The sequence below is a fragment of the Halobacillus sp. ABA4_118 genome, from assembly GCF_056160205.1.
In genome coordinates, this window is record NZ_JBSWWS010000001.1 from 891,782 (window position 1) to 913,413 (window position 21,632).

Consider the following 21,632-nt stretch of genomic DNA (forward strand, 5'->3'; position numbering starts at 1 on the left):
TACTACTATATACTCATTATAATGGGAGGCAAAAAAAAAGACACCCTTGAAAAATAAAGGGTGTTATACTAGTTTATACAGTTCCGTTCCGCCGCGCAGGAAATTTTCTACTTCTTCCTTACTCAGGCCTAAAGCTTTCGCTTCCTGTATCAAGTCGATCCACTCATCATCCAGCAGACGATCTTTAGGCATCGCTTTCATCTTGTTAACCTCCCCGTTTCCCGGTTCTTCTTTTCCTAATCCTGTAAGTATAAACCTATTATAATGGATTATACGCCACCACATTTGAAAAAAATTCATATGTTTTTAACATTTATCACTTATGTTTCAGTATTTTTAGGAAAATCGTTGTGGTTTTATGTAGAATAGTATATCAGACAAAAAGAACCGGGCCAAAATAATCAGCCCGGCACCTATGAATGCATCGCTTTCCATTTCTCGGTCAGCACTTGGAAAGCTTCCTGATCGTCCTCATCAATGGCCTGATCGATCAGGCGCCGGAGGTTTTCTTTTTCCAATTCACGGATGATGGCTCTCACTTCTTTAGATGATTGCTGGCTGATGTCAATCCCCTCTTCATAATACGGCGACACAATCGAATGAAGGTGTGTCAGAAATTCCGGCAGCTGCAGCAAATCCGCTACGGATACATACACCATATTTTTACCGCGCTGAAACACGAAAATATCGAAGACATTGTGCACCTTCTGACGATTGCGGTCGATGATTATTTCTCTTGCTTCCATTGGAATAAACTGATAAAGTTCGTCATCAATAAACAATGAAAAGTACTGGTAGGCTAAGACGATGCGAATAAAACGTTTATCTTCTTTAACATAATATGGCTTCAACATCTTTATGTTCAACATGGGCCCACCCCTTTTTATGTTATATCTGAATTTTCAGTATTTTATTCTATTATCGCTCATTTGTCAATCAATTGAAAGCCCTTTCTAGATGGATCCGCAAAGTTAGGCGGAACAAATCCGGCCCCCAAGGAGACCGGATTTTCAGAATGCAGGCATAACCGATATCCTCCAGGCCCTCCAGGAGCGCAAACCATTCCCTTTCCGCGGACGAACGACCAAGTCTCATCGGGGAGACCGCCCTGCGGGGCCTCGGCCGTCCGTTTTTCCGCAGGAGTTGAATGGTCTGCGCTCCTTTCGGAATTGAAAAGGACTCTCTTTCACTCATCCACCTTCATGGTTGGCTCCCGGCAAGGAGGTCTGGATGTGCACGAACAATGATGTAACCATTTCGGAAAGTATCCTATGAAACAAGATGTTGAGGAAAAAATTCTTCCTCAGATGATTTTGCAGTATAAAGGGAACGATTTTCCGATCCTTACTGGGTAAGGTCTCGTGGAGCGTTCGGTGGTGACGCCTGCGGGAACAGCGCGAGTGGAAGATCCACTTGGACAGGTGGTCTTCCTGTCCAAGTTAGCTGAGGCCGTGCCCGCGGCAAGCATCCACCGATAAGCGGAACGTGACCACCCACATACAAAAAAAGGGGGGGGGGGGGGGGGGGGGGAGGGCCCCCCCCCCCCCCCCCCCCCCCCCCCCCCCCCCCCCCCCTCTATGAGAGAAAAAAGGAAATTAAAAATCCGGTCCCCTGAGAAGGAGACCGGATTTCATTTGACTAGATGATGGCGTGGAGACGCTCGTCGACTGCAGCTTTGACGGACGCAAGCAGTTCTTCACTTTCACGGCGTGTAGTGGACTTCACTCCGTAATAGAATTTGATCTTAGGCTCTGTTCCGGATGGACGCAGGCAGAACCAGCAGTCATCCTCAAGAATGAACTTCACGACATTGGAAGTCGGAAGATCGATTTCCTCTGTGGTTCCTTCCTGTACCAGCTGGCGGACCGTTGTGGAGTAATCCTCCACCGCCATGACTTTCTTTCCGCCGGCTTCCTGAATGTCCGCCTCACGGAAATCGTTCATGATTTTCTCGATCGTATCCGCTCCTGATTTCCCTTCCAATGTGACCGACTTCAAGTCTTCAAGGAAATAGCCGTGCTTCTGATACAGCGTATCCAGGGCTTCCACCAGTGTTTTCCCCTGGCTCTTCCAGTAAGCCGCCGCCTCTGCGGCAAGTACAGCAGCCTGGACGGCGTCTTTATCACGGGCGAAATCCTTCACTAAATAGCCGTAGCTTTCCTCGTAGCCGAAGAGGAACTTGTACTCGCCGGACTGTTCGTACTCGCGGATTTTCTCTCCGATAAATTTGAAGCCTGTCAATGTATCCAAAGAGGAAATCCCGTAGGAATCAGCGATCACACGGCCGAATTCAGACGTTACGATCGTTTTCACAAGCAGGCCGTTTTCCGGAATGGAAGCGCTCTGGCCGAGAATGTAATCCAGAAGCAGGGCCCCTGTCTGGTTACCAGTCAGCACTTTGTACTCCCCGTTCTCATCCGGCACGGCAACGCCGAGACGGTCTGCGTCCGGATCTGTAGCCATCAGGATGTCTGCGCCCACTGCTTTCCCCTGATCGATCGCCATTTCAAAGGCCTGGTGTTCTTCCGGGTTCGGTGAAGCCACCGTTGAAAATTCCGGATCCGGCGTGGCCTGCTCTTCGACGATGTGCACAGAGTTGAAGCCGTTCTGCTTCAAGCCCTGCTCCACGAGGTGGCGGGCAGTTCCGTGCAGCGGTGTGAACACGACCGAAAGATCTTTCGGCAGGTCGCCGCGGACACTTACGGTTTTCAAAGCTTCCATATAAGCGGCATCGACGTCCTCGTCCACCCAGCGGAGCAGACCGTCCTGTTCCAGCTGCTTTTGGTCCGCTGCTTCTACGTTCAGCTCATTTTCGACCTTGTTGACGAAGTCGATCATCACTTCCGCCTGGGCTGGAGGCAGCTGTCCGCCGTCTTCATTGTAAGCTTTGAAGCCATTGTATTCCGGAGGATTGTGGCTGGCGGTGACGACAACACCTGCCGCTGCCTTCAAGTGACGGACCGCAAAAGACAGCTCCGGTGTCGGCCGCAAGGATGTAAATACATAGGAAGGAATGCCGTGGCGTCCAAGAACCTTCGCTGTTTCAACTGCGAATTCCTTCGACATATACCGGGAATCGTACGCAATGGCAACGCCGCGCTTGGACATCCCCTGGTCATTGACATAGGAAGCCAGACCTTCAGCGGCTTTCCGAACGGTGTAAATATTCATCCGGTTTGTACCGGGACCGATTTTCCCGCGCATACCGCCTGTACCGAACTCAAGGTTCTTGTAGAAAGCATCCTCTAAAGATGCCTCGTCTTCTACGATCTTTTCCAATTCGACGGACAGATTCTCATCAAGATCAGAAAAGTCTTTCCAGCGTTTGTATTCGTCTTTCCACATGTCCAACACTCCTTTGTCTTTTGGCGGATCGGCCGGGCCGCTCCGCGCTGTTATGTAGAGTTCCGGCTCACTGGTCAAGCCTTAAACGTTTCATTCGTCATGAACGGGGAAAGTTCCTGTCAAGACGACAAAAATTTGTGTATGTATCCGGATAAAGAAATTGAATCAATTCCTTGATTTCCCAGTGATTCTATCTGTATTGTATCATAAGTCCTGCAGACAGAACGGGAAGCGGACAAGGTTTTTTATGGAATTTCTCCGCTTCCGAATCCCTGTCTTTTTTTCTATGTGACTTTCCCATTTTCCCTGCCTGATTCTTCTATTGATGAGGTGATTGTATGCGTGAGGCCTTTCAAATGAGGGGGGCATTCCTTTCAATGGATGCAGTGTTAAACGGGGGTGCTTCCATTTCCGCCATAGATGTCGACCAGCCGTTTCCTCAGCGCCGAGTAGAACAGGGCGCACTTCTCCTGATCGCTTGCTGCCGTCTCAAGTTTCCTCTGAATATCCTGAACCACTTCCTGCGCATCTTGAACGAATTCATGTTCTTTGCCGCTTAATCCAAGATCGAGCAGCAGAATCTTGTAGTACTTTTCATACTTAATCATAAGTCCAGAGAAAAACAGACCTCCACGATACATAGTTCTCACCTCCCGGTTCTTTTTTCACACTTAGTTATAATCCACCTTCTGGAAAACGTCAACTCCCCCATTATGCATTCCAGGTTTGTGTTTTTTCTCTTTTCTTTCTGAAAAACCTGTTTTTCTACTATATTAATAAGCCTTTTGGAAAAAGCGGGTTTCCAAGGCAATTAAAAGGGCTTTTTCACACGATTGTTAATTTCCTGTAAACCTTGGAGTCCGCCCTTTGTAATCGTCGGATAATTCACTCTTGTACTTCAATTTCCTTTCCGTTACAATGTCCTTTATACAAAGAATTCTGTGTATATATAGGAGACAGAGAGAAGGAGTGTGAAGAATGAACAAATCCATTACGGTAGGACTGCTCGGTCTGGGAACAGTCGGATCAGGTGTCATTGAAATTCTGCGCGATCATAAAGAACGCATTGAACATAAAACGGGGTGCGATGTCACGATTAAATCGGTGCTTGTCAGTGACATGGCGAAAGAACGTGAGGTTCCGGCTGAAACGGAACTGACGGACCGCTACGAGGACATTACGAGAGATCCGGACATTGATGTCATCGTGGAAGTGATGGGTGGGATCGATCACACCTTGACGATCATGCTGGAAGCCATTGAGCACGGCAAACATATCGTAACGGCGAACAAGGATCTTGTCGCCCAGCACGGGGAGCAGCTTTTCGAAGCCTGCCAGAAGCACAACTGCGACCTTTATTATGAAGCCAGTGTAGCTGGTGGTATCCCGATCATCCGCTCGATCATGGACGGCCTTTCTTCCGACCGCATTACGAAAATGATGGGAATCGTGAACGGAACGACCAACTACATCATGACGAAGATGGCCCAGGACGGCGTCGATTTCGACAGCGTGCTGAAAGAAGCGCAGGACCTCGGTTTTGCCGAAGCCGATCCGACCGCTGATGTGGATGGCCTTGATGCGGCTCGTAAAATGACGATTTTGTCCATTCTCGGCTTCTCCATGCCGTACAGTCTGGAGGATGTTGATGTGAAAGGCATCCGCGGCATTTCCTCTGACGACATTACGTATGCCGAAGAACTCGGGTACCGCATCAAACTGATCGGGATTGCAGAGAACGATGCCAACGGTGTATCCGTCAGTGTCGAACCGACGCTGCTGCCGGTTGAACATCCATTATCTTCTGTCAACGATGAATTCAATGCGGTGTATGTGTACGGTGATGCAGTCGGCGAAACGATGTTCTACGGACCTGGAGCCGGAAAACTTCCGACAGCCACAGCCGTTGTTTCTGATTTGATTGCCGTCTTGAAGAATATACGACTCGGCACGACGGGAACCGCTTACGTCCAGCCACAGTTCCCGAAACAGGTGCGCGCCCAGAGCGAGAAACTGACGAAAAAGTACATCCGTCTTCATGTGGATGATCAATCCGGTATGCTGAAGGAATTGACGAATATTTTTGCCGAGTATTCGATTTCCTTCGATCAATTCACCCAGAAAGCCACCGATCAGGAAGGCGAGCGTGAATTGATGATGGTGACGCATAAAGTCAGTGAAGAAGACTTCGAAAAAGCACTTCAAGAGCTGAAAACCTTGGATTCCGTCAGAAAAATCGACAGCGTCTTCCGTGTCGAAGGAGGAGAATGACCATGTGGCAAGGATTAATCCATGAATATGCGGAGTTTCTTCCCATCAATGAACGTACACCAAAACTGACGCTACACGAAGGGAACACCCCGCTGCTTCCGATTCCGGCGATATCCCAGGACCTCGGAATCGAAGGCTATGTGAAATTCGAAGGAGCCAATCCGACCGGTTCCTTTAAGGACCGCGGCATGGTGATGGCCATGGCCAAAGCGATTGAAGAAGGGTCCGAAGCGGTCATCTGTGCTTCCACAGGGAATACATCCGCCGCAGCAGCCGCCTTTGCCGCACGTGCAGGCATCCGCTGTATCGTCGTCATTCCGGACGGTAAAATCGCAGAAGGCAAGCTTGCCCAGGCCGTCATGTACGGCGCTGAAATTTTTGCGATCAAAGGGAACTTCGATGATGCGTTGAAGATGGTCCGTAAAATTTCAGAAACAGAACCGGTGACATTGGTGAACTCGGTGAACCCTTACCGGATTGAAGGCCAGAAAACGGCCGCTTTTGAAGTAGTGGACGCGCTCGGTTCCGCACCAGACATCCTCAGCATCCCTGTCGGAAATGCCGGGAACATCACAGCCTACTGGAAAGGGTTCAAGGAATACCATGACCGCTTCCAGTCCGGCCTGCCGAAAATGATGGGCTTTGAAGCCAGCGGTTCTGCAGCGATTGTCCGTAATCAAGTCATTGAAGATCCGGAAACACTGGCGACAGCCATCCGTATTGGAAACCCCGCGAGCTGGGATAAAGCCATCCAGGCCCGCGACGAGTCGGAAGGGTTGATTGATGAAGTGACCGATGAAGAAATCGTCGAAGCTTATCAACTGCTGGCCCAGAAGGAGGGCATCTTTGCCGAGCCTGCTTCCTGCGCCTCGCTTGCCGGCATGATAAAAAAAGTGAAGGAAGGTACGATTCCTCAAGGCTCCAAAGTCGTCCACGTTCTGACTGGTAACGGATTGAAAGATCCAACGACAGCGATTGAAACGAGCCCTGTCAAACCGGCACGGATTGAAAACGACTATGAAGTGTTCGCTTCCGCCGTCACAGGAGTACAGTCATGAGCCGGTTCCAGATCCGGGTGCCTGCAACATCCGCCAATTTAGGACCTGGATTTGATTCGGTCGGCATTGCGCTTTCCAAATACGTGACCTTGGATTGTGAGCCGGCGGAGGAGTGGCATTTTTCTGTTCCGGCAGAAGATCAGGCGCATATCCCTTCGGATAAGCGCAACTTGATTTATCAAACAGCACTGGCCGCCGCTCAGACGCGCGGCTTTGATTCTCTCCCTCCCACCCATGTGACGTTGACGAACGATGTGCCGGTCGCCCGCGGGCTGGGGAGCTCCTCGACGGCGGTTGTCGGTGGCATTGAACTTGCCGATCAGCTGCTGGATCTAGAGCTGACACGGTACGAGAAGTTCAAGATCGCCTGTGATATCGAAGGACACCCCGACAACGTCGGACCTGCCGTCTATGGAGGAATCATGGTCTCGAACTATGACGGCGAGCACCTTGACTATGTCCATTTTACAGAGGACCTGGATTCCTTGACGTGGCTTTCGGTCGTTCCTGATTATCATTTGGAAACCGAAAAGGCGCGGAGCATTCTTCCATTGGAGATCGATTATAAGGAGGGCGTCCGAAGCAGTTCGAGAGCCAATGTCCTTGTGGCTGCTCTTGCCTCTAAAGACTGGGCGCTCGCTGGAAAAATGATGAAGAACGACCAGTGGCATCAGCCGTACCGGAAAATGCTGATTCCTGGTTTCGATGCTGTTACGGAGGTCCTTGAAGGTGAGCAGTCGCTCGGCTATTACATCAGCGGTGCCGGACCGACGATGGTGGCTGTTTTTGATGAATGGACGAAGGAGAAGGAACGACGTCTTCAAAATAAGCTTTCCTCCTACACGGTCGAAGCGCTTGCTGTTGAACTGGATGGAGTCACAACCATCCAGAAAAACGAAGTACCAGCTGCCGAATCCTGAATAACGAAGAACCAGCGGGCTCATTCCCGCTGGTTCTTTTATTTTCTTCTTCTGTTTCCTGCCATAATAAGGATCAGGCCGATCAGGGCCCCAAAACTGTCGAGTCCGATATCCCCGATGTACGGGGTACGGTCCGGCGTCAGGGATTGATGGTATTCATCCAGACATGCATACAGCACCGTTACAACCAGAGCGCTGACGGCTGCTGTCCTTTTTTTCCAGGGTGTGTTCACAAGGAAAGCTCCATACGCGGTAATCATCAATACGAAAAAGATGCTGATATGAGCCCCTTTCCGAATGAAAAATTCCACCATGCCGTCGATGCCGTGGCTGGCCAGACTGACCTCTTCCCCGTGGTAGGTAAACGAAACCGGCGCCAGCAGCGGCTGGAGCAGATCGAGCGGAAGATACATCGATAACGATGGACGCATATCCTGTTCTCCATAGGGCTGGGAGGAAAAGTAAAAAATCAGGCCCATCACTGCAAATGGGAGGATAGTAAAGATTAACCTTTTATACAAATCATTCACACTTTCTAAATAAAATAGCTGAAAGACATATGAATAGTCTACTATAAATATCAGGAATTAAAAAAAAATTCATAAATTCATAGGACCTACTATTAAAATATTGTAATCTTGTATACAATTGCTTATGGAAAGAAAAAAAGGGGGATTCGAGAGTGGCAAAGAAAAGTAAGCAGTACGATTACGATCTTGGCGAAGTGAAGCGTCTGATCGGTGAGACTGATAAAAACTATCGCGAAATCGCGGCCGAAACGGGATGCCCTTATGCTAGTGTCGTTTATCATGGTCGTAAAATCCGTGGACGCGTCAATCGTATGCGTCAGGAAGAAATCCAGGCGGAACAGCAGCAGCCCCAGTCCCTGCTGGCCTTGGCCCAGGAGACTCCGGAAGAACCAACCGTGTTGTCTGGCGGGACAACCTTGAGTATATCCAGGAACGAAATCCATATCCAGAATGCCGAACAGGAAGCAGCCAAGATGATCAAGGCTGCCCGGGCTATGGGACTGACGAAAATTAACATAACCATCGATCGATGAGGAACATCCGGCGCTTTTCTGGAAGGCGCCGGACTTTTTTATGGGGATGGAAGAGTGGGGATTAAAGAAGGTGTCTGCAGGACTTCAGTTTATTTCGGGCATGACGTCCCCAGTTTTTCACAGCATCCTGGGTCACGCCTTCGATCCGGGCCGTTTCCGCAACAGAACGGCCCTGCTTCACACGGTGGGATACCCATTTCCACTGGTTGGGTGTCAGCAGGTTCTTCACCTGGTCCCAGAAGTATGTATCAACCGGTTCGTCCTCCCATATGTAATCTTCGCTGTGGATGAGTTCTTCTACAAACCGGTTTTCCCTGTCCTGACGGTTGTTTTCGCGGCGGATCTGGTCAATGAGCGCGTTGCGGATCTTCCAGTGGGCATAGGTGGAAAATTCTCCAGCCTCGGGATTGTACGTGCGGTGGGCCTGCCATAAGGCAAACAATCCTTCGGCATAAAAGTCACCGTTCGCATCGATGATGTGCAGCTTACGGATGTGGTAATGGATGCTCCTTTCCCATTCGGCCAGCAGCTGTTCAAAATCTTGTTCCGTATCCATGACTTCACTCCTTCTCATTTTCTGCCTTCACTCTATAATCGAAGAAAATGGAAGTTTTCGTGTCATCTTTTTTCAAAAAATATAATTTCCATCAGGAAAAATGGAATTTCTGCTGGGAAGCCGGCGGCAAATGTAGGACAATAGAAAAGTAGAAAGGAGTGACTCATGTCAAAGATTCAGGAATTTCACGAATTGGAAAAACTCATTTACAAGGTGATGCACACCCTGCACCTCCCACCCCCGTACGACGATTATTTCCAGGAAAGCTACCTCGTCTATCACGCGGCCAAGGCACGCTATGATCCTGCGAAAAGTCAGTTCTCCACCTATTTCCACACCAAACTCCGACATCACTACCAAACCCTCGTCTCCAACGACCTAAAAAGAACAGCGGCCCAGAGCCGGCTGTATACGTTCGCCTCCTTTGAAAAACCCCTCCCAGCGGCGGATCCTGCTCCGACCTCCACTCTATCTCCTTTTGAAAAGCGCCTCCTCTCCGACCTTCTTAACGGTTATAAAAATGTGGAGATTGCGGCCCGGATGAACATCAGCTCCTCGACCTTTTACCGGCGGCGCAGGATCTTAAGAACGAAGCTTGCGCGTTTATACATGTAAAATACAGGGAAAACGACTATCATATCAACTAAACGGAGGAATTGCCTTGGAAGAGACATCCCGCTCCCTGACTCCCCTTGCCAGCATCTGGCTCGACGAGGCACCGACGACCTACACCCACGCCTTTGTGGAACGGCTCGCGTATGAATGGATGATTGAAATCGTGAACCCCTTCCCTATACCGATTATGGAAAATAAGGAATACGTTCTTTCTATATCGATTGAGCAGATCGACGGCACTTTTTACGAAGCCATCCCGATCGAATCCTACAGCATCGAGATGGGGGAACAATTCACCGTCTACCGCTTCCATATGTATCCCCCCGCATAACCTTTCCAGGAATGTTATACTAACGTTGGACGTTTGACTTGGAAAGGAAGAGATTATGCTTTATCTTGCATTTGCCGGATTTTTTCTCATTTATGTGCTGCTTGGATGGTTCACCGACACGGTGGAAATGTCAGCAGTCGGCGGCGTTTTGAGTGTCGCTTTTTTCTTTGGGAATCTTTATTTGTTCTGGCGTGAAAAACGTAATGCTTCAAAAAGTGAATAAAAAAGCTCCGCCGGAACTGGCGGAGCCTCAGGCTGTCGATAACTTTTCCCGACAGCCCTTTTTTGTTCTTCCTTTGAAAGTGGAACTTCTGCTTTTTCATCCTGGGAATACCGAAGATTCACTTGAGAAATAGGTCATAAATTACTGAATGACCACTCCCGGAGGAACGCTCCTTTCTCCTAAAAGCCAGCTACTCAACAGGGGAAGTCCTTCTTTCAAAGCAAATGAAGGCAGGAATAGTCTGTTGGCGTCACGAAGAGCGTTCGGTGGTGACGCCTGCGGGAACAGCACGAGCCGAAGATCCACTTGGGCAGGTGGTCTTCCTGTCCAAGTTAGCTGAGGCCGTGCCCCCCCTTTTCATCGCAGAAACAATGAATATCTAAATAAAGCCCGCCGGGGAACGGCGGACTTTTTCTACGTCAATAGAGTGAGGAGAAGCGGAAGCGTAACCACACTCAGGATGGTTGTCACCAGCGTGATGCTGGAAACGAGGTCTGGCTTGGCGTCGAACTGGACAGCGTACATCGTCGTCGTTGCGGCGGACGGCATCGCCGCTGCTACAATAAGGACCGAAGCCATCAGGTCGTTCATTGGAAGAACAGTCGTCAGCCCCCAGGCGATCAGAGGAGAAGCGACCAGTCGGATGGATGCCGCAAAGGAAACCTTGCTCCAGTCGAGATTTTTGATGGTAATGTTCGCCAGCTGCATTCCGAGCAGAATCATGATGCTTGGCACGGTCGCATCGCCGACAAGTTCAATACTGGAATACAGATTATCCGGGATGTTCACGTCGGCCGCTTTATACAACAAGGCCATCCAGACGGCGTGGGTCGGCGGCATTTTCAAAATCGTGCGGACAGCCATGCTGAACCCGGCGGTGCCTTTGGCGGCATAATAGACACCGAAAAAGTTCATGACGATCTGCTGAAGCACCATGAATGTCACCGCATAGACGAACCCCTGCTCCCCGAAGGCGAACAGCACGATCGGAGTTCCGTAATTGCCGGCATTCATGAAAGCGGTGGACAAGATCAGGCCGCTTTCCGTCGGTGTCCCGTAACGGAACAGGCGGGCACCGATTTTATTCAGGATGAGAATACTAGTCAAAAGCGTCAATGAAAAGAGGATCATCATATAGTAATCCCGGTTGAAATCCGCTTCATAGAAGGTTTTGAACACAAGGCAGGGCAGCATCAAGTACAACGTAACCGTAGACAGTGATTTAATCTCCAGATGCAGACTTTTCTGCAGGATATATCCGGCCACGAAGACGAGGATGACCGGAAGAACGACTTGGAAGAATATCCCCATACTCTCCCTCCTTTATCGAGCATTTCTGTTAACTTCAATAGTCTATCAGAAATGTGGGAAGGTTGTCCTGCTTCTGCTCTAAAACGGCTGTCAGCGGGAGCTCATCATTGCCCTCAACGGGGTTTTTTGAAATAATAACAAAAGAATATGAAGGACAGGAGCTAGACGTATGAATAAAACGCTGCGACGCTTTCTCATCGGTGCCGGGATTTTTGCTGCCGTCGGCCTGCTCGCTGTACTGGTGGTTTTCATCGCCATCAGCGGCAATAATGAGGATGCGGTAAAAGAAGACGCCGAAGCCTATACAGAGGACCGATTTACTGGTGAAACCGAAGTATATGGTGTGATGTATGATTCAATGGGCAATCAGCCGTTCAAGGCCGCCGCCGAGGTCAGGCATGTGGAGGACGGGATTGAATTTCTCGTCTATCGGAATGAAGATAACCAGCTGGTCGATACGTATGTGTCCTCCAAATGGGAGGACGAAGTCAAACAGACGTCCATGACGTATCTGGACGAACAACTGGGAGGAGTCGAAAACCTCGATATCCAGTTTGAAAAATCAACGAGCAGTCAGCACCGCTACACGCCGGAAGATACACCCAGTGTCGGTGAGGTGGAGGCCGCTCCATCGATTTATCTCGATCTGAACCGGGAACCGGAGGATGAGGATGAAGAGATTTTCGAAGCCTTTGCCGATTTTCTTCAAGACGAATTTTCATTTTCTGACGGCCGGATTACGGTCCAGTACTTTGAAGGGGACACGAAAATCAAAGGCGGATGGACCCGGGAATTTTCATAAACGGAACATGTTTCCTCTCCTATGGGGAAAAGAAACGCCTGCGGCAGTGGAGACGCTCCATACCGCAGGCGTTTCTTTCTTGTCTGTCCTCCGTTTTTCCATCAGGTTCCTTTACTGGGCATCCTTTTTATAATATTCGCCGTTCTTGTATTGGATCTGCTCCGGATAACGGAGGTCCGTGACTTCATCCTGCGTCTGTTTGCTCGGCGGAGCTGTCAGCAGTGAAACGGTGATGTTGGCGATAATGGCGGCAGCGGCTCCGAAGACGCCTGCCCCTGTATCGATGATTCCAAGGATCGTAAACCCTCCGTACTTGGCTGCGAAAATATAACCAAGCGTAACCGAGAGGCCTGTGATCATACCGGCGATGACACCTGGACCGTTGGCACGGCGCCACCATACCCCAAGGAGCAGAGCCGGAAAGAAGGAGCCGGAAGCGAGCGCAAAGGCCCAGGCGACAATCTGAGTAATCGCCCCCGGCGGATTCAAGGCGATCAGACCAGCCACCACCGTTGCGAGGACAATGGACCAGCGTCCGACAGACAGCCGTTTCTTCTCACTGGCGTTCGGGTTGATGGACCGGTAGTAAATATCATGTGAGAGGGCAGCCGATATGGCAATCATCAGACCGCCGGCCGTCGATAAGGCCGCTGCCATCGCACCGGCCGCCATCAAACCGATGACGAAAATCCCGAGGTTGGCGATTTCCGGTGTGGCCATGACGACGATATCATTACTGATGGCAAGCTCGGTCCATTGGAGCACGCCGTCACTATTGCCATCCGCAAGGGACAGCTTGCCTGTATCGACCCACGGCTGCGTCCACGCCGGGAGGTTCCCGAGCGAGGAACCGGCAACTTCCGTCATTAAAATGAACCGGGAGAAAGCGGCATAGGCGGGAGCAGATAAATACAGCAGGCCGATGAACAATAGAGCCCACGCTCCGCTCCAACGGGCGGCTTTCATCGTTTTTACGGTATAAAAGCGGACAATCACATGTGGCAGACCGGCGGTTCCGGCCATGAGCGTAAACATGAGTGCCATGAACTGCCATTTGGAGGCTTCTGTGAACGGAACGATGTATTCCGATATCCCGAGCTCCTGATCGATGGAGCGCATTTCCGATATGACTTCCCCGTAGGAGAGCCATGGAACAGGGTTCTGTGTGAGCTGCATCGACATGAAGATCACAGGTATTAAATAAGCAACAATTAAGACGAGGTACTGCGCCACCTGTGTCCACGTAATCCCCTTCATGCCTCCCATCGCCGAATAAAAAGCGATCAGGACGACACCGATGAGGGTCCCGATCATCGTATCCACTTCAAGCAGCCGGCCGATGACGACTCCTGAACCTGACAGCTGTCCGACAGAGTATGTAAAGCTGATGATGATCGTCGCAACAGCGGCAATCAGACGGGCGGTGTTGCTGCGATAGCGGTCACCGATAAATTCGGGTACTGTGTAACGCCCGTATTTCCGGAGCTGCGGGGCAAGCAGGAATGTAAGCAGCAGATAACCCCCCGTCCATCCCATAATGTACGCAAGCCCATCATAGCCTAAAATCATGACGGTTCCGGCTAGACCGATAAAGGAAGCGGCACTCATCCAGTCAGCACCGATCGCCATGCCGTTGAACACCGGCGGCACCCCTCGGCCGGCGACGTAGAAGTCCGACGTCTCTTTCGCCTTATTGTAGATGGCGATGCCGATGTAGAGGGCAAACGTCACAACAATTAATCCTAATGAAACGAGAAACTGAGCATCCATACTTTTCCCCCTGTCTTATTGATTGGCAGCCTGGTCCGATTCCTTGGAGCTGTCCTTTGGAACGAGGCCGAATTTTTTATCCACATAATCGCTGATGACGGCATTGAAAAAAAGAAGGACGATAAACGTTAAAATGGCTCCCTGGGACCCCATGTAGTAGGGCAGCGGAATCCCCATCACTGTAAAGGACGAAAGACTTTCTGCAAACAAAACGATGCCAAAGGACACCAGCAGACCGATTCCGAGGTAAATCATAATCAGTGTCGTTCTCAGCCGGAAATACGCCCTCGCCTGCTCTGGATCCATCTTCTTCATGTATTCTCCTCCCTATCCTTTTAAGTTGAAAATAAAAACGACCGTCTCCCAGAACGGCAGCGGCACCAGGATCACCTTGATCAGCGCGGCGGCAAATAAAGCGGCCAGTGGCAGGGCAAACAGCACCGGTTTTTTCTTTCTTACCGCAGCCACAACAGAAACGATGGTTATGAATGCAAGAAGCAGCGGAATGAACACCTGGATATCACCTCCTTTTGTGTAAGCGTTACCATAACGCTGTAAAAATTTTTAATAATTAGAAAAAACTGAATATTACACCCTGTATTATTCTAAAAATATCAAATAATGTCAACCAGTCAAAAAGAACCATAACGAAAAAAGCACCCGCAATGGGTGCTTTACCTCCCGAACAGCGACCTCCATGTCTTCGGACCTACAATTCCATCGACCTCAAGACCGCGGGAGTCCTGGTAAGCGCGGACAGCAGCCTCTGTCCGGCTTCCGAAAATCCCATCCGCTTCTGCGCCTGTCTTTTTCTGAACAGCCTTCACTTCCTCCCCGCGTGACCCTTTTCTAAGCGGTGTACCCGGGTATGTCCGGATATCCAGCCGCTGCAGTGTTTCCGGACCGGCACTCCCATCGACCTGGAGACCTTCTTTTTTCTGAAAGGTGAAGACGGCCTCCTCTGTCAGCGGGCCGAAGCTTCCGTCGATCTCCCCCGTGTAATAGCCGAGGTTCCGGAGCTTCTTCTGGACGTCATTGACGAGGCTCCCCTGACTGCCGCGCCGGACGTAATGGACGATCGGCAGCTCAAGATGGGCATAATCCTTGAAGCTTGACCAGTCGCCTCCCCAGGAAAAACCCATTTCCTTCGCCCGTTCCGCCACCCAGCGCCAGTTATGATCAACCGTCCAAAGGGCTGTCCGTCCATCCGGGGTGACTAAAAAGAAATCGACGGCGCGGCCGCTGTGATGGTTGCTCTCTCCCGGTTCGGCATACGTCACGATCGTCCCGCTTCTGCCATACGTTTTCCCTTTATACGTGTAGCCGGGACGTCCTTTTCCATATAAAGCCGCCTGCTCCTCATACGTCCGGTAGCCGGAGGAGATCTGGACGAACAGTCTCCGCTCGTACGCTTCCGACAACAGCTTGTCCACTTTCTTCTGCACTTCCGGATGGACGTTCCCCATATTGTTCCTGCTCCGCGATTTTAACGTTTCCAATGTAATCATAAAAAAATCCCTCCCTGCTTTTATAATCGAAGCAGAAAGGGATTCGGTGTCTATCGGCGTATTAAGCGGTCAGACTGTCCGGCTGACTTGTGAAGTTCTTCTTCAGCTGGTGGTCCAGGATGAAGTTCCCGAACGGAATAAACGCAACCACAAACGCCCCTGCGGCCCATTTGAGCGGCCAGCGGACGGTGAAGGTCACATACGCGACGGCAGCCATATAGATGACGAACAACCCGCCGTGGATGGCGCCGTTGACAGAAACGGCCTCCGGATAATCAAACATATACTTCAGCGGCATTGAAATGAATAACAGAACCAGGAAGGACATTCCCTCAAGGAATCCCATCACTCGCAATTTACCAATGGGTGTTTTAAGCATGCGCTGTCTCCTTTATCGCAAAAAATCAGCGGCGCCGCCCTGGGATGGCGCTTTCACTAGTTCTATCTTAATGGTTCTGGAAAGGAGATGCAATCACCCGCGGCGGCTTTCACTTTTTGTTCACAGATGGGGCGGGCGGACGGGCGATATCAATGATTTTCTGCGTATATCGATTTTTTTGCGGATATATCCATTATTTTCTCGATATATCGATTATTTCTCAGATATATCAACGAAATTCTGAATATATCAACCAAATGCCTGACAAACAGAATAATGGCATTCGTTCTCCAACACTCGTACAATGGGAAGAGAAATTATTAGTAGAGGTGATCCCTGTGAAAATAGAAGTATGGTCCGATTTCGTCTGTCCTTTCTGCTACATCGGAAAGGCCCGTCTCGAGGAAGCATTGAAGCAGTTCCCCAACGAAACGGTAGAAGTCGAATATAAGAGCTTTGAGCTTGATCCGAATGCTGGGCGCAATACAGAACCAGTCATGCATGAGCATCTGGCTCATAAATACGGCCGCTCTCTGGAAGAGGCGCGCGGCATGACAGCCAATATGACCGAGCAGGCGAAAAGTGTCGGTCTTGATTTCCATTTTGATACGATGATTCCAACGAACACGTTCGCCGCCCACCGTGTGGCTCAGCTGGCCAACGAAAAAGGCCTCGGCAAGGAAACAGCGGAGCGCTTCTTCAAAGCCGTGCTGACGGATTCTGAGGATATCGGTGATTATGAGACGATTACACGCCTCGCTGTTGACGCTGGTCTCGAGCGCAGCGAAGTGGAAGACGTCCTGAACAGTGACGCTTACACAGAAGCGGTACGCATGGAAGAACGAGAAGCGCATGAAATCGGTGTGCAGGGCGTTCCTTTCTTCGTTATCAACCGTAAGTATGCTGTGTCCGGCGCGCAGCCGACGGAAGTATTCGTCAACGGCCTTCAGAAAGCCTTTGATGAAGAAAACAAACCAGCATTTGAAGACCTTTCCACAGACAATGGTGCGGCCTGCACCGAAGACGGCTGTGAAGTCCCTTCCGGAAAAGAATAACGAAAAAGCTGCAGGACATGATCCTGCAGCTTTTTTTATGTCAGGTGTGAAACCAGCTGGAGACTGATATATCCGCTTTTTGACCGATATAACGCTCGATTGACCGATATATCAGCATTTCGACCGATATCCGCGCGGAAAGACTGATAGGTGTTCCACTTGGACCGATAAACAGCCGGTCACCATCTCCAGTGAGCTGCAGCCTTTTTCCTTAAATGATCCCCTGGAAGCGTAAAATCACCTCGGCGATCAATGCCGAACCGATATACGTCCCGAGCATGACACACATCGCAACAACGATGCTGCGCCAGCCAAGCTTGACGAAATCCGCCCATGAGCGGCCGATGGCAATACCGGCGTAAGCAAGAATCGGTGTCGTCAACGCAAGCAGGTTCACTTCACTCGTCGTCTCCACGATAAACGAGGAACCCGGAATCCACGGCATCGACACGAGCACACCGACGAGCGCAACATAAGCGACACTCGGGATGCTTCCCGGGAGCACTTTTCCCAGTATCAAACCGACGAGACAGATGCCGATAAGCACAAGCATACCCGGCACCGCCTCCCAGACGATGACGTCATAGCCGATCCAGTTCCCTAAAAGGGCGGTCACTCCGAAAATCGCAAGCATGAGCAGCCATTCCTGTATATTTTTCAGCATCGCTTACGCCCCCTTTTCTACGCGAGAGCTGGTGCTCTTTCTGCGCGTCATGATTTCATAAAGCTTCTCTGTAAGCGGCAGACCGATGAAGATACTCATATACAGACCTGTCGATAAGGAGAGCAGGTTGCTTGCCCCGGCGAAAGCGAGGATATCGTTCTCCATCTGTGGGAAAGCGGCGACGAGCGAGCCGCTGGCAGCAGCCATCATGCTTCCACTTCCGATACCCGAAGCCATGGCAAAGGACAGCGGATTGAGCGGCGTCAGTGTGGCCAGAAAACCGGATATCAAGCCCATGAAAACCGCACCGAATACCGTACCGAATATGTAGATGGCCATGACGCCGCGTCCTTCCGGTGAGTTGAATCCGTACTTGTCCATAATGAGACCGACGTTCGGTTCACGGGCGACCGAGTGGGTCATGCCGATACTCTCCCGCTTCAGCCCGAGCATGATCGCGACAGGCAGGGCGATGAAAATCGTCCCAAGGTTCCCGAATTCCTGCAGCAATAGAGCTGGACCTGCTTCAATAATCTGTGGAAGCGATGGACCGATGATCACGCCGATTTTGGCAATCAGCAGCGTGACACCAAGAACGATGAGCGGCTCGGCGTTTTTCGACTGTTTGTCCTTAATGAGCGGTGTAAAAAATAATCCAAGACCAATGATGATGGCATAAAGCATCGGCAGCAGCAGAACTACGCCGGGACCGACCGTAAAGGAATGCGTACCGATCGCCTCTGTCAGGAGGACGATGGCGAGCACAATCGTATGTAAACGCCAGTCTTTCCATAAATTCGTAAGCTCTTGTTTCATACCTCTCCCCCTTAATGAAAATAAATATACCAATCATTATAATGTTCTGAATATTAAAATCAAAGTTATTTTTTGGGAGAAAAGGTTTAGGAACCGCTTTATTCGAAAAAAACCCCCGTGGTGACAGGGGGTTTCCTATCGATTTTTCTTTTTCTTCAAGTAATACTCATAGGTTTGGATGCGTTTGTTCAATTGATAGATCAAGAGGAGCGACACGGCAAGAATGCCGGCGCCATATCCATAGAAAGCCACTTCGAGAAGGATCGAATACCCACTGAACAAAAGGTTGCCGGCCCCGTAAAGAAGAGCAATCAGCAGGCAGGACCAGCCGGCTTTTTTCAAAAAGGAAGACTTCCTGCCGGCAAGGATGTGCATGTGGATGATGAAGGCGGCCGAACAGGACAGCACAGCGATCAAAACGCTGAACACATAATCCTCCGGGCCGGAGAGCAGTGGACGGCCGGACCACAGGAGAACGACTCCCCGGATCAACAGGCCGATGAGGACCGACAGCAGAAGAGCTTCCGTATAATATTTTTTCATCGCTGATCACCTCATTCCTAGAAACGTTTTGAAAGATTTCACATAGTTTTTGGACACTTCCACTTCCTTTTTCGATCCTTCAAACGTCAAGAGCAGACGACGGTTGAACCACGGAATAATTTTTTCCACTGTGTCGATATGAACGATAAAAGAGCGGCTTACTTTGATGAATTGTTCTCCCGGCAGCCGTTCCTCAAGTCGAAACAGCTTTTCCTTCATCCGATAGACGTCATTTTTCGTATGACAGAAAACAACGGCATCCTGAGCTTCGAAATATAAAATGTCGGCATGCGGCAGGACACGGAATTCCTCCTGTTTCATACCGACGATTTTTGTGGAGGATGTTTTGGAGGAGAGTGACTGCAAAAGCAGCGTCAATTCCTCCAGGTGATCCGGATGGAAAACGATGCACGGCAGAAATCCGTCCTGCAGGCCTTCCTGGACGACATAGACATCGGCCTGTCGGTAGATTTCGATACCGAGAGCTTCGAATTTTTCCAAAATCCGCTCTCTGTGGTCATTCCCGCAGATCAATCCGAGTTTCACAGCAGCCCCTCACTTTCTTTGTTTTCTAATAAACACGGCGTACAGAAGTAGAATCACAGCTATTATAATACATACGGGGAAATAATGCCCCGCCGCCGTGTAAAAGGTCCGCTTCTCCTCTACAGGGACATGGCCGTGCATCGTCCAGTTGTCTGTCGTAAAATGATCCATTTCCGCAATCGTACGTCCATAAGCATCCGTGATCATCGACATCCCGTTCACCGTCTGGGTGATGACAGCTACTCCGTTTTCCAGCCCGCGGAACGTGCCCACAATGGTATGGTACGGCGATATCTCCTTCCAGTCAGCGGATGGAACAAAGAGAAGATCGATGTCCTTTTCCCCGACTTGATCCATGACGGCTGGGAAATCCTTATCCCAGCAGATGACTCCGGCAATCCGACCGTAAGGAGTGTCCACATAAGGGATATCCCCGTCTCCCTCGACCGTCTGTTCGACAAAGCTCCCGCCGTACTTATAATGCTCCGCGGCAATCTCTCCGTTCTGGTCAATGATGTACAGAACATTTTCGTTCGGTTCCTCTGACGGAGTATAGATGTACGGGACGGTGATGATGTAGACGCCGGCCTTTACGGCGACCTCCCGCAGTCTGTCCAGATACTCCGTCTTCTGTGATTCATCAATAATGACCGAGCCTTCGGCGTGATGGATGATTTCTGCCCCGTGCTCCGCTTCTTTTTCAGTAGCTTTGATCAATTCATCCATCCGCTGCCCGGCTTTTTCCAAAAATAAGGAAGGATCGCTTTCCTGAAGCTGAAAAATTTCCGTCGTCTCCTCGTTGGTCCGGTCAAAGATGTGCAGACCGGCAACGTGGACGGTTTCTTTTTCTCCTCCTGAGATCGTCCGCAGTCCGCCAAGGGTCAGGGCAACTGCGAGCACGCCGGCCATCACAAGAGTCGTCCGGCGTTTCTTCAACGTCACCTCTCCCCGCATCAGCCAGAAGACAACAGCGGCCGTCCAAGTAATGAGAAACGTGAGGCCTGTAATGCCGAGGATGGATGCCATCTGCATGACCGGGAGAAGCTGATGCTGCGAATAACCGAGATGACCGAAGCTGCCATATGGATTGAGGTACATATGAAGCGTATCCAGCAACGTATAAGCCGATGGAAAAAGCAGCGTAACGATAAAGGAATCACTCCTTTGGTACGCATGCTTCTGTAGAAGATAGGGGATGGCATACAAAGCTCCAGCCAAACCAGGAAGGTATTCAAAAAAAGGAACGTCAAGACTCGGCAGCATATGTTGAAAGCTGATTTGATTAGCCGCCCCCGTGGCCAAAGGAAGAAGAAGCCATGCTTTTCTGAAGGACATTTCCTTCACAGCCGTCATAAAAAGAACCGGAAAAATCCACGCCGCCACACTGTTTAAATATTTTCCGTTGCTCCAAGCCATAAAAGTCACCCCAGCCGCCATCAAAAGGATCATCCGCATCCATTTCATTTCTCCCACTCCCTTTCTTTTACTGTCTCTATCGTAAGCCAGCAGAGAATAAACCGCCCCCGTTTTTCCGCGGAAAGGACATAATGGAGGATGAAAAGGACATCTTTCCTGATCACTGTCGTTGCACTTCTATAAAAATTTAAAAACAGCAGGGGGGCGTTGGAGAAGAAGACCTTCAAAGGATGCATAGGAGGCCGGCATAAGAGGAGCGCTTACTGCAGAAGGCTGTCTGGTTAATGGGGGATGGGGGAACCATAAGAAAGGCCCTTCCTAATAAGGAAGGGCCTTTTGGCTGTAGAAAAAGCCTGTGTTAACCAGTTAGAGTTGTCCATTTGTCGTGGGAGGGGTCACATTCCGCTTATTGGTGGATGAATGCCGACGTTAGAATATTG

The 21,632-nt window shown here is 50.2% G+C and carries 26 protein-coding genes; 9 read left to right on the plus strand and 17 right to left on the minus strand.

Going from position 1 to position 21,632, the window contains the following annotated elements:
- Positions 1 to 63: 63 nt before the first annotated feature.
- The 4 genes from ACXAGL_RS04400 to ACXAGL_RS04415 all read right to left on the minus strand — a co-directional run bounded on the left by ACXAGL_RS04400 (position 64) and on the right by ACXAGL_RS04415 (position 3,986).
- On the minus strand, positions 64 to 201 hold the full coding sequence (locus ACXAGL_RS04400) for an anti-repressor SinI family protein (protein ID WP_474969665.1): 138 nt from the start codon (positions 199 to 201) through the stop codon (positions 64 to 66).
- Between the two features lie 212 nt (positions 202 to 413).
- Positions 414 to 869: an IDEAL domain-containing protein gene (locus ACXAGL_RS04405; RefSeq protein WP_474969666.1), complete on the minus strand. Its 456-nt coding sequence runs from the start codon at positions 867 to 869 to the stop codon at positions 414 to 416.
- Positions 870 to 1,638: 769 nt separating this feature from the next.
- A complete protein-coding gene (locus ACXAGL_RS04410) occupies positions 1,639 to 3,345 on the minus strand; it encodes a phospho-sugar mutase (protein WP_474969667.1) in 1,707 nt (568 codons plus the stop codon).
- A 389-nt stretch (positions 3,346 to 3,734) separates the two neighbouring features.
- Positions 3,735 to 3,986, minus strand: coding sequence for a hypothetical protein (locus ACXAGL_RS04415; protein WP_027954832.1), 252 nt, complete (start codon positions 3,984 to 3,986; stop codon positions 3,735 to 3,737).
- A 337-nt stretch (positions 3,987 to 4,323) separates the two neighbouring features.
- On the opposite strand from ACXAGL_RS04415, the gene ACXAGL_RS04420 reads away from it, so the two are divergent.
- From ACXAGL_RS04420 to thrB, 3 genes are read left to right on the plus strand one after another with little or no spacing between them, the layout of a single operon-like run.
- Positions 4,324 to 5,616, plus strand: coding sequence for a homoserine dehydrogenase (locus tag ACXAGL_RS04420; protein WP_474969668.1), 1,293 nt, complete (start codon positions 4,324 to 4,326; stop codon positions 5,614 to 5,616).
- Positions 5,617 to 5,618: 2 nt separating this feature from the next.
- Complete coding sequence (gene thrC, locus ACXAGL_RS04425; RefSeq protein ID WP_474990110.1) at positions 5,619 to 6,674, plus strand: threonine synthase; 1,056 nt, start codon at positions 5,619 to 5,621, stop codon at positions 6,672 to 6,674.
- The gene (gene thrB / locus ACXAGL_RS04430; RefSeq protein WP_474969670.1) at positions 6,671 to 7,594 is read left to right on the plus strand and encodes a homoserine kinase; all 924 of its coding nucleotides are present in this window, start codon (positions 6,671 to 6,673) and stop codon (positions 7,592 to 7,594) included. Before thrC ends, thrB begins: the two co-directional genes overlap by 4 nt.
- Before the next feature lie 38 nt (positions 7,595 to 7,632).
- Here thrB and ACXAGL_RS04435 read toward each other — a convergent pair whose 3' ends face one another.
- On the minus strand, positions 7,633 to 8,124 hold the full coding sequence (locus tag ACXAGL_RS04435) for a VanZ family protein (RefSeq protein WP_474990112.1): 492 nt from the start codon (positions 8,122 to 8,124) through the stop codon (positions 7,633 to 7,635).
- Between the two features lie 152 nt (positions 8,125 to 8,276).
- Between ACXAGL_RS04435 and ACXAGL_RS04440 the strand changes: the two genes are divergently transcribed.
- Positions 8,277 to 8,657: a hypothetical protein gene (locus tag ACXAGL_RS04440; protein ID WP_027954827.1), complete on the plus strand. Its 381-nt coding sequence runs from the start codon at positions 8,277 to 8,279 to the stop codon at positions 8,655 to 8,657.
- A gap of 61 nt (positions 8,658 to 8,718) precedes the next feature.
- Here the strand turns inward: ACXAGL_RS04440 and ACXAGL_RS04445 are convergent, their stop codons facing one another.
- A complete protein-coding gene (locus ACXAGL_RS04445; RefSeq protein WP_474969672.1) occupies positions 8,719 to 9,213 on the minus strand; it encodes a sigma-70 family RNA polymerase sigma factor in 495 nt (164 codons plus the stop codon).
- Positions 9,214 to 9,378: 165 nt separating this feature from the next.
- Between ACXAGL_RS04445 and ACXAGL_RS04450 the strand changes: the two genes are divergently transcribed.
- Genes ACXAGL_RS04450 through ACXAGL_RS04460 form a run of 3 tightly spaced genes read left to right on the plus strand, consistent with a single transcriptional unit; the run spans position 9,379 to position 10,382 of the window.
- Positions 9,379 to 9,828 (plus strand): helix-turn-helix transcriptional regulator, encoded by a 450-nt coding sequence (locus tag ACXAGL_RS04450; RefSeq protein WP_474906410.1) that lies wholly within the window; start codon positions 9,379 to 9,381, stop codon positions 9,826 to 9,828.
- 46 nt (positions 9,829 to 9,874) lie between these two features.
- The gene (locus ACXAGL_RS04455) at positions 9,875 to 10,159 is read left to right on the plus strand and encodes a hypothetical protein (RefSeq protein ID WP_474906408.1); all 285 of its coding nucleotides are present in this window, start codon (positions 9,875 to 9,877) and stop codon (positions 10,157 to 10,159) included.
- Positions 10,160 to 10,214: 55 nt separating this feature from the next.
- Positions 10,215 to 10,382 (plus strand): hypothetical protein, encoded by a 168-nt coding sequence (locus ACXAGL_RS04460; protein WP_206933208.1) that lies wholly within the window; start codon positions 10,215 to 10,217, stop codon positions 10,380 to 10,382.
- Positions 10,383 to 10,796: 414 nt separating this feature from the next.
- On the opposite strand, the gene ACXAGL_RS04465 is transcribed toward ACXAGL_RS04460, so the two are convergent.
- Entirely contained in the window at positions 10,797 to 11,693 is an 897-nt protein-coding gene (locus ACXAGL_RS04465; protein ID WP_474990114.1) for an AEC family transporter, read from the minus strand.
- Between the two features lie 169 nt (positions 11,694 to 11,862).
- Between ACXAGL_RS04465 and ACXAGL_RS04470 the strand changes: the two genes are divergently transcribed.
- Positions 11,863 to 12,495 (plus strand): hypothetical protein, encoded by a 633-nt coding sequence (locus tag ACXAGL_RS04470; protein ID WP_474990116.1) that lies wholly within the window; start codon positions 11,863 to 11,865, stop codon positions 12,493 to 12,495.
- A gap of 111 nt (positions 12,496 to 12,606) precedes the next feature.
- Here ACXAGL_RS04470 and ACXAGL_RS04475 read toward each other — a convergent pair whose 3' ends face one another.
- From ACXAGL_RS04475 to ACXAGL_RS04495, 5 genes are all read right to left on the minus strand, one after another.
- On the minus strand, positions 12,607 to 14,265 hold the full coding sequence (locus ACXAGL_RS04475) for a sodium:solute symporter family protein (protein ID WP_027954821.1): 1,659 nt from the start codon (positions 14,263 to 14,265) through the stop codon (positions 12,607 to 12,609).
- Between the two features lie 15 nt (positions 14,266 to 14,280).
- Positions 14,281 to 14,580 carry a DUF4212 domain-containing protein gene (locus tag ACXAGL_RS04480; protein ID WP_474970894.1) on the minus strand — a complete coding sequence of 100 codons (300 nt, stop codon included), beginning with the start codon at positions 14,578 to 14,580 and terminating at the stop codon, positions 14,281 to 14,283.
- A gap of 12 nt (positions 14,581 to 14,592) precedes the next feature.
- Positions 14,593 to 14,778 (minus strand): hypothetical protein, encoded by a 186-nt coding sequence (locus ACXAGL_RS04485; protein ID WP_474990118.1) that lies wholly within the window; start codon positions 14,776 to 14,778, stop codon positions 14,593 to 14,595.
- 161 nt (positions 14,779 to 14,939) lie between these two features.
- Complete coding sequence (locus tag ACXAGL_RS04490) at positions 14,940 to 15,773, minus strand: peptidoglycan-binding protein (protein WP_474990120.1); 834 nt, start codon at positions 15,771 to 15,773, stop codon at positions 14,940 to 14,942.
- 61 nt (positions 15,774 to 15,834) lie between these two features.
- Positions 15,835 to 16,152: a DUF3817 domain-containing protein gene (locus ACXAGL_RS04495; protein WP_474969679.1), complete on the minus strand. Its 318-nt coding sequence runs from the start codon at positions 16,150 to 16,152 to the stop codon at positions 15,835 to 15,837.
- 338 nt (positions 16,153 to 16,490) lie between these two features.
- Between ACXAGL_RS04495 and ACXAGL_RS04500 the strand changes: the two genes are divergently transcribed.
- On the plus strand, positions 16,491 to 17,207 hold the full coding sequence (locus ACXAGL_RS04500) for a DsbA family oxidoreductase (protein WP_474970440.1): 717 nt from the start codon (positions 16,491 to 16,493) through the stop codon (positions 17,205 to 17,207).
- A gap of 211 nt (positions 17,208 to 17,418) precedes the next feature.
- Here the strand turns inward: ACXAGL_RS04500 and ACXAGL_RS04505 are convergent, their stop codons facing one another.
- The 5 genes from ACXAGL_RS04505 to ACXAGL_RS04525 form a co-directional block, all read right to left on the minus strand.
- Positions 17,419 to 17,871 carry a hypothetical protein gene (locus ACXAGL_RS04505; protein WP_027954815.1) on the minus strand — a complete coding sequence of 151 codons (453 nt, stop codon included), beginning with the start codon at positions 17,869 to 17,871 and terminating at the stop codon, positions 17,419 to 17,421.
- A gap of 3 nt (positions 17,872 to 17,874) precedes the next feature.
- Positions 17,875 to 18,687, minus strand: a complete 813-nt coding sequence (locus ACXAGL_RS04510; RefSeq protein ID WP_474990123.1) for a DUF3100 domain-containing protein — start codon at positions 18,685 to 18,687, stop codon at positions 17,875 to 17,877.
- 135 nt (positions 18,688 to 18,822) lie between these two features.
- Entirely contained in the window at positions 18,823 to 19,230 is a 408-nt protein-coding gene (locus ACXAGL_RS04515) for a hypothetical protein (RefSeq protein WP_474990125.1), read from the minus strand.
- Positions 19,231 to 19,236: 6 nt separating this feature from the next.
- Complete coding sequence (locus ACXAGL_RS04520; RefSeq protein ID WP_474970888.1) at positions 19,237 to 19,776, minus strand: LytTR family DNA-binding domain-containing protein; 540 nt, start codon at positions 19,774 to 19,776, stop codon at positions 19,237 to 19,239.
- 9 nt (positions 19,777 to 19,785) lie between these two features.
- Positions 19,786 to 21,240, minus strand: coding sequence for a nitrilase-related carbon-nitrogen hydrolase (locus tag ACXAGL_RS04525; protein ID WP_474970887.1), 1,455 nt, complete (start codon positions 21,238 to 21,240; stop codon positions 19,786 to 19,788).
- Positions 21,241 to 21,632 lie beyond the last annotated feature (392 nt).